Origin of the sequence: Quyinboa ferrireducens (genome assembly GCF_042436675.1) — a bacterium.
Classification (GTDB): Bacteria; Bacteroidota; Bacteroidia; order Bacteroidales; family UBA5342; genus JBHJHP01.
Window position 1 is genome coordinate 1 of record NZ_JBHMVA010000028.1, and the last position, 8339, is coordinate 8339.

Consider the following 8339-nt stretch of genomic DNA (forward strand, 5'->3'; position numbering starts at 1 on the left):
CTGAGCTTTACCCTCTCTTTTATTCTCACTTTTTTTCTTTAATTTAAAATCTTGTCCAAATAGGGTATTTATTTGGGGTATTAATATTAATACAAGCATAAAGTTTTTCATATTCCATTTTTTTAAAGTTGCGCACAACGGATAAGTATATGCAAATGTGGGCGATTGCGGGCTTTAAACCTATCAAACCGTTACGATGCTGAAGCGGGCTACTGCCCTTGATTTTAGCACAATCCCGCCCATTTTGTATATACCGTGTTGTGTGTTGTTATTCTTCTCCATCACTACTTTCAACCTCAATTTTCTGTCTTAATATCACTATTTTATCAATAGTCCCATTATTAATCTCTACCCCCAAATCATTCAAGAATTCTGCATTTGGTTCTTCAACCACATCAACTGAATCCATTTTTTCTTGTGTCCCGACTAAAGCAAGAGAATATGATAATGGAATTGAGACCCTTTGCAACTTTAGCTTATTAGTCAGTAATGATGTGTCTTTAGTAAACGAATGAGGATATTTTTGTTGAATAATGGTTTGTTCAAAATGGGTTTTAAGTTTACCTTCCAAATATTTATTTGAAAAATCTTTTGGAGAGATTATACCACTTGTTTCCTCACGATATAAAACATCCAAAGCTTTTAATAGCCCTAATCTGTCTTTTAAATTGTTTACAAAGTGTTCAATGAAACCTTTTGTATCTTCATAGAAATTTTTTGATTTTAGCTTATCATTCCTGTCTGTTGTCAATCCAAGGAATTTTCCATAAAAATATTCTGTCAAATCCTTTTTCTGCAAATTGAACAAATCATCATACATAAAAGGAATAAATGATTTACCACGTTTTAAGAAAAATCCAATTTTATAAAAATCTTTTGCAGGAGAGAGAAAAACATTCTCAATAACATGAAGCTCATTCTCTTTAATATTAAAGACTTCTTGAAGTTCTGCTTTTATTACGAAAAAGAAATTTTCATCATTGTTAGTTACACCTTCTCCAATCAAACAAAATCCACCTGGTATTTTTAATCTAAAATGAGCGTTAGCTAAATCTTCTGCGAAAGTTTTTGAATACTCAATAAATGAATCATCATCTATGTCCTCATATTTCTGTAAAAAGGAATAAATGCTATCCTCGGATTGGTCTTCAAATTCAAGCTTAAATGTCTTTGTTGTGTTTGTTAACGCTTCAACTAATCTATTGGTAAGAATTTCTGTATCTCTATCATCAAATTTTAAATAAGTTGATGATGTTTTTGCGTAAGCATCTTCTTTTTTTGTCTTTGGGTGAATTTCGTGAGCAATAAGTCTCGAAAAACTTTTAATTTCTAATTCTGCTAAATTCATATTTTATGGAAATTGGATAAGGAAAAATCAAAAATATTTTTGGTGTAATCTCGAAGGTTTGGAGGTGCTACAATTGAACTATTTAAATGCTCCAATATTAACATGTATTGATATATTAAAACGGATTGCTCATCATCTATCTCAAATAATACCCACATACTTTCTTCACTCACAAATTCAGGATATAGGTTAATCTTAATTTTCCCGTTATTAAAAGCAGTAGTATCGACATTAATTAAGATGCCAGTATCAAGCAACACAATGAAGTTTGGGACACAACTATTATCTGTTTTATTTAGGAAATTTCCTAAATCACTAATTTCACAAGCTCTTGTATCAATAAAAAACAAGAAGGTTAACAACGGGTTCCTTTTAGGAAGATTGGTTAATGGTTCTTCAACAAGAAAACCTGAATTTGAAGTTTCTATAAAATTCGGAGCAATATCTTTTCTTTCAAGCTCTTTTTTTGTTCTCGCAATATTAGTAGAAAAAGCCTCTAATATTTTTTTGTCGTAGAAGGAACGTTTTACCTCTCCGAAACAATAAGATGAATCGAAATAAACAAGTTGTGATTTATCCGCTAAATTAAATAAAACGGGATTTTTTGAATTTTCTGAAATTATAATGTCATATTGAGGACTCACTTTAAGATTACAATCAACAAGATGTCCATCACAAACATGGTATCTTGGATACAGTTTGTCTGCAAAAAAATCCTTAACAGCCAACTCAACTTCATCACCAGCAGCTCTAATGTTGCTTAAGTCAGTCCGAATGGAATCAGATAACCTAAATGCCATCATGATTTTTTCCAAATCATGTTGAAAATACTTTTCAATCGGTAGCTTTTTAAAAGGTTTCAATTCCATTTACAATTCTTTTTCTTGCAAATTAATAAATTTCAATAAATGTTACGGATGCTCTTTTTAATAACACACAACGTTCCCGCGGTATGGTGTCGTGGCAGTTTCTTTCCGACGGGAAAGGAACTGTCAGGACAAAAGAGGCTAACCGCGAACGTTGAAATATTTTGGTTAAAAGTACTGCCATGCAGTATGACCGCGTGTTGTATGTAGTACCTTCTTTTGTTCTCTCACGGGTGCTCTTTAAATTGATGCTTCACAAATTAAACACTTCAGCAAATCAAATGAGATTCAGCCACCCACGACCGGATAATGTAAATCAAAACTTTACGATATTGCATCAACCCCAAACGATATTGCGTCAAACTACGAATCTTCAAAGTTGTGTAGACTGAGATTCCACCCGACACGTGGTTTAAATCAAACGATGATCCAATTTTAAAAAGAACGTTCCCCGCTTCAGCCGAAAGAGGGTGGAAGCCAGTTTTAAAATAATCAAACTACTAATCCCGGTATTACATACAACGGTGGTGGTATGAGGTCGTGGCGGTCAGACGAGAGTCTGACCAGTCCGACCGAAACGAAGGTTGGGACGAGATTCGACTTGTCGAATCCGCACAAACCCAGCCATGCCTTATACCACGTGTTAGCAACTGTGTTTTTTCTTTAATTTATTCAAATAGTCATTTGTTATTTGTTCAAATATTAATTCTAAGCCATATGTTAGTTTATCAAAAACAAGTTCTATAATAAAATCTGAGGTTATCCAAATTCTACCTGTCCACTCGTCCTTATTAACCAATTCTTTTTCATCGGCTTCAAAAACACTTTTACCATTTAAATCATCCCCAAATACCGCCGCACATTTGTTAATTAAATTTTCCCATTCAATGTAAAAATTGAAGTATGAAAAATTTTTATGTACCTGTCTTAAGAATATTGTTTGTCTTTCCTCTTTGTGGAAAGCAACATAAAGAAAGTTGAAATAAGAAAGAATTTTGTTTTCTGGTTTGAATAAGAATAACCTAGCATCCTCAAAGTCGTGTTCTTTAATTTCGGTTATCAGATTATTATTAATTGTGTTTGTAATAGTTTTAATTACATCGGAAATATTTGAGTCACTATTTATCAATTTTGAGTAATAGTCGTAGAATTCTTGCGGAGTAAATGTTTTAGTTTCAATTTTGTATTTCTGATATAAGGCTGCTGATTTGTACAGTATTTTTTTGTCAAGTGATACTAAACAATCGCAAAATCCTGCATAAAAAGAGTGATGACTGTCGTTTGTGAAGTTGGTATATAAATTCTTCTTATTTAGCTTGTCGGGATGAAAACCAGACATGTCTAGATTACCGTATTCTACTGCATATTTGGCAAAGTGACTATTTATGTAATTGTTTGTTTCATCTAAGTTAATTGAACTAAGTTGTTCAAAATCCATATTGTAAATAGAGTTCTTAAATATTTTATTTAGTTCGTCAATAGGGTTTTCGAAGTTCGAAACTTCCCTTGGTTGCAAGTTTAATTGTGTTCTTAAAAGTTCTCCAAGAGAATTGTAAATGTCTGGGTTTTGTTTTAACTCTTTATAAAAGTCTGAAAAGTCAAGCATCATGTTATACATGTTATTCTCTGCTTGTGTTCGCTTAAAATATTTGTCGTAGAATTCTCTAGCACCTTCATATTTGTCAGCATCGGATATAAATTTTAAATCGATGGGGGTCTTTTTCCAAGTCTCTGTTATAGTTTTTCCAAAATTCGGTAATAACGGATTATCTGATTTTTCAAGATTTAAAGGATTAAAAAAATCGTCGTATTCGTTTTTAACCAAACTCTCAAAAAGTATGTGAGAACTGCCAATGAAAGGCTTTACTTTGCTTTTATCTAATAAATCAACCTGGATACAATGTTGCCTACTTAATTTATCTATAAAATCTAGGTCAGTTTTTATATATTCTAAATTTTCTGGATTATCGGCGCCTTTAATTAAATCCTGAATATGAGCAGGCGAGTATAGAAATAGAAATTCTGATTGGTTATTTTCTACCAAATCAACAATATCTGATTTTTCTTTATTTCTAATCAAGTTTTTCAGATATGAGAAAGTATTCCAATCAAGATATATTCTATACATGCTTGTTTTTTAACATTGTTGCTAACGGTCTGGCGGTAAGAAGTCGTTGCGCACTTCGGAGCACGTTACTATCCCGGTACAAGACCGTTTATTAAATGTTATTTTGCTCAAATTTAGCACTTTCCGCGCAATGTTTTTTACCGCCTGTTAGTGGCTGGGGTTAGTTATCTGTAAATAAAAATATTCTTTCAGTTGGAATGAACTGATAAATCATTACATGAGTAGCATTTTGGTTAAAAGAAAGAGTATCATAATAATTTTCATCAAAGAATTCTTGACCATTCATCATAAACTTTATGCCTATATCTTGTTCTAAATACTTATCGATATATAGCTGAGTAAGATCTTCTATATCACAATTAAAATCAGCTATTAAATATGGTGCAATAGAATATTCTACTAACGATTTATAAGAATCAACTCTTACTTTATCATATCTGGGTTTGACTTTATCTAATTTTTCTTTATTCTTAGAGTTTATTATAAAAGATACATTCATTTGCTCGATGGATTCACATGACGAAAAATCACTTAACGAAATAAAATAATCACGAATTGTATCAATTTTAAATACAATAACACTACCTACTGGAAGATTCAAATTAAATTGGCCATTCAAGTCAGTTTCCGTTATAATATCAAAATCCGCTATCTCAATTTTAATATTTTTAAGAGGAATATAATTCTTAGACATAACCTCTCCATTTATATGTAAGTATCTAAAGGTTTGAGATTTCCCTTGAAATACATTCAAAATTAACAGTAATCCAATTATTATCTTCATGTTAAAGTTTGATTAAAAACAATTTACTCTGTCACCCTTGCCACTAACGTTCCCGCGGTATGGTGTCGTGCGGTTGATTGTCCCACGAAGTGGAGACTGTCAAGCCGAAAACGACGGCATACGGAAAAAGGTTTTGCAGATTAAAATAAAACCGCATGCACTATGCACCGCGTGTTGTATGGCGTTATTTTTTTTCTGCATTTAACGTCTCGATTTCAGTTTTAAATATTTTTACAAATTCATCTTTAATATTCTGTCTGTTTTTGCTAATTATTTTACTTATAAATTCATTAATGGTTAAATCTCTATAATCCATAGGGAGCTTTTTGTTCTTGAAAAATTTTCCTAAAACAAAACTCAAACCCCAAACAAGCAAAGATGAAATAGAGAGTAGAATAGCTAAATATCCAGGATGTGCAAAGGAGAATGCAAGCATAGTCTTATCTTCTGAAGCGTAAATAATAAAGGCTATCAAAGGAAATATGAATATAATGAAAAGTAATAAACTAAAAATTATAGATCTTTCAAGTTGCCCTAAACTGAAAGGGATTACTTCTTTCAAAGCATTAAAATTTCTTTTTTGATTTCTATTGCCTATCAGAATTTCAAATGGAGAATCAAGACTAATGTTTGTAATATTCTTTTCTTTTAATAATTCAAGAATTCTGTTTTTAAGAAAAAGGAAAGCTAAATCATGTCTCAAAATAATATTTTTGGATATTAAAATCAGCACTTTTTCTGAAACGGGAAATCTAATATCATGTTTCTTTTCGAGTTGTTCAATATTTTCAGGATAAGTTCTCATTTAATAGTCAAGGTCATTTTTATAATGCCATACAACGGTCCCGCGGTATGGTGTCGTGGCAGTTTCTTTCAGACGTGAAAGGAACTGTCAGGACAAAGGGAACTTTGCGCGAATGTTGATATTTTTTTATTAAAAGTACTGCCATGCACTATGACCGCTTGTTGTATGGCGTTATTTCTTCATAATCTGTTTTAATTGGTATATGTCCCTTGTGTAATTTTTTTCTCTCTGTTCGTCGGTCAGATTCTCATTTGCAAAATCAAATCCAGTCCTTTTATAATAAATTATCTTGTCGTTCTTAAAGTAATTAAATCCTTCCGAACCTATTTCAAGTTCATCCGGGCTTAAACTCATCGTGTTGTAATCATATTTTTGAAATTCTGAAATATTATGAACAAAAATCAATGAATCATTTCGTAGATAATAAAGTTTTTCTCCGTGCGCAGAACCAATATCTCGTCTCGCTCTAATCTTAACAAGCTGTCCATTTTTATAGAATCCATATAATTCTTGTTTCCCAAGTTTCTTAAGCTCTGGATTTAAATATTTATTTCCATCAAAGTCTATCATGATTAAAGTTGAATCCTCATTTATTGACTTTACATATGCATCGTATTGCCTTATCAGTTCTTTATTATCTTGACTCCAACTTGCAGTTGAAATTGAAATCAGAACTAAATATATTATTTGTTTAAATCTTATCAAGTTTATTATTTGCGTTAATCTTTTATCAATTTGCTCATGAGTAATTGGAGCACTATAGCTGTTGGCTCTAATGCCATACAACGTTCCCGCGGTATGGTGTCGTGCGGTTGACTGTCACATGAAGTGTAGACTGTCAAGCCGAAAACGACGGCATACGGAATGTGGGTTTGCATGTTAAAACAAAACCGCATGCACTATGACTGCGTGTTGGCAACAGTAATTAGCACAGAAAGAACATTTTTATTAATAATTTTTTGTCTTCTCTCCATCGAATCCAACCATTTTTTTTATCATAGATTTCCGCACAATCCGATTTACATGTATTCGAAAATTCTATTTTCACCCAAAATTCATTGTCTATTGTTTTAAAATCAACTGCACGAAAATCATCAGCATCGCAGGTATAGTCTATCGTATCACTTTCGCTATTTGAATCAATATGTATTGGATTCTCATCTCGATTTAGTCTTATAAAACCAAGTGATTCTTTAATTACTTCTTCCCACGTCAAATACTTAAATCCTTTTCCTGATTCAACGAAAGCTTCAAGTGTATCATTTATTAAAATCTTGTAGTATTTTGTATGTCTCTCCAAACATATGAAATGAAACAAAGCATAATCCGGTTTATCAAGAAATGGTTTTATGAATTCAGGATTTGTAATGTTATTTTTAAAGTTAATATCTGAGTAGAATAGATTTTGAGGAATACCATTTTCGAGAAGTTCGAATGCATCAATTGCGAATATCATACCGATTCCAAGATCCTTTGGATTTCCTTGTTTGCCATAACCAATAATAGAAATATGAATAAACAATCCTAAGAATATGGTTTTTAATGCTTTCATGGTCGTTGTTTAGTATTCTTTTCTCTAGTCTTAATCATTTATCTCTGCAACTTTATCAGATACTTTGGTTTTAATCTCTGACAAAGTGTTTTTATACTCTTTTGAATTAGATTGCAATCTTTTTGTTGTACGCTGAAAATAGCTATCAATATCATTTTCATAGTCAATTCCAGAGGCATAGAATTCAAATGCAATATTATCAATCATGATATTTTTTTCAATGTTATCAAAATCCATGTATTGACTTAAGCAAAAATCAGGATTTAACTCAAAAAATGTTTTTATGTATCCACCAAGTACTTCAGACAATGCCCCATCTGCTTGTCGAGAAATTTTCCGATATACTTGAAAATAATACTCTCGTTCTTTTTTGTCATCAGACATTAATTTTTCAAGACATTTAAAAGTTTCTTCATTGTCAGATGGTTTTACCTTATCATCTAGTATCAATTGGGCAAACTCTCGAATTGAAATTGTATCCTTCGAAATCGCTTGCGTTGTTTCAGATGCAGTATTAGTATTTATCTCTGTTTTTGAATCAAGAGAATCAGTTAGAATTTCATTATTCACCTGTTTATCAGCACTATTTTTACATGAATAGCTGATAATCAAAATTGCTAATATGTATGCAGAATGTCTCATATTATTGTTGCCAACGTTCCCGCGGTATGCTGTCGTGGCAGTTTCTTTCCGGTAGGATAGGAACTGTCAGGACAAAAGAGACAGCCCGCAAACGTTGAATTATTTTGTTTAAAAGTACTGCCATGCAGTATGACCGTGTGTTGTAAATAGTGCCTTCTTTTGTTCTCTCACGGGTGCTCTTTAAATTGATGCTCCACAAATTAAACACTCCGGC

9 protein-coding genes are annotated in these 8339 nt (G+C 32.0%); all 9 read right to left on the reverse strand.

Annotation, left to right across the window (positions count from 1 at the left end; translation table 11 throughout):
- Positions 1-268 precede the first annotated feature (268 nt).
- Positions 269-1348 (reverse strand): nucleoid-associated protein, encoded by a 1080-nt coding sequence (locus ACE01N_RS19805; RefSeq protein ID WP_380592703.1) that lies wholly within the window; start codon positions 1346-1348, stop codon positions 269-271.
- Positions 1345-2217 (reverse strand): DUF6602 domain-containing protein, encoded by an 873-nt coding sequence (locus tag ACE01N_RS19810; RefSeq protein WP_380592705.1) that lies wholly within the window; start codon positions 2215-2217, stop codon positions 1345-1347. Before ACE01N_RS19810 ends, ACE01N_RS19805 begins: the two co-directional genes overlap by 4 nt.
- Positions 2218-2857: 640 nt before the next feature.
- Complete coding sequence (locus tag ACE01N_RS19815; protein ID WP_380592707.1) at positions 2858-4342, reverse strand: hypothetical protein; 1485 nt, start codon at positions 4340-4342, stop codon at positions 2858-2860.
- Between the two features lie 160 nt (positions 4343-4502).
- A complete protein-coding gene (locus tag ACE01N_RS19820) occupies positions 4503-5126 on the reverse strand; it encodes a hypothetical protein (RefSeq protein ID WP_380592708.1) in 624 nt (207 codons plus the stop codon).
- A gap of 184 nt (positions 5127-5310) precedes the next feature.
- Positions 5311-5931, reverse strand: coding sequence for a hypothetical protein (locus ACE01N_RS19825; protein WP_380592709.1), 621 nt, complete (start codon positions 5929-5931; stop codon positions 5311-5313).
- 171 nt (positions 5932-6102) lie between these two features.
- On the reverse strand, positions 6103-6636 hold the full coding sequence (locus tag ACE01N_RS19830) for a hypothetical protein (RefSeq protein ID WP_380592711.1): 534 nt from the start codon (positions 6634-6636) through the stop codon (positions 6103-6105).
- 220 nt (positions 6637-6856) lie between these two features.
- Complete coding sequence (locus ACE01N_RS19835) at positions 6857-7483, reverse strand: hypothetical protein (protein ID WP_380592713.1); 627 nt, start codon at positions 7481-7483, stop codon at positions 6857-6859.
- 30 nt (positions 7484-7513) lie between these two features.
- Positions 7514-8125, reverse strand: a complete 612-nt coding sequence (locus tag ACE01N_RS19840) for a hypothetical protein (protein WP_380592715.1) — start codon at positions 8123-8125, stop codon at positions 7514-7516.
- Position 8126: 1 nt separating this feature from the next.
- Positions 8127-8339: hypothetical protein (locus ACE01N_RS19845; protein WP_380592717.1), on the reverse strand; the 213-nt coding region annotated here is incomplete at its 5' end.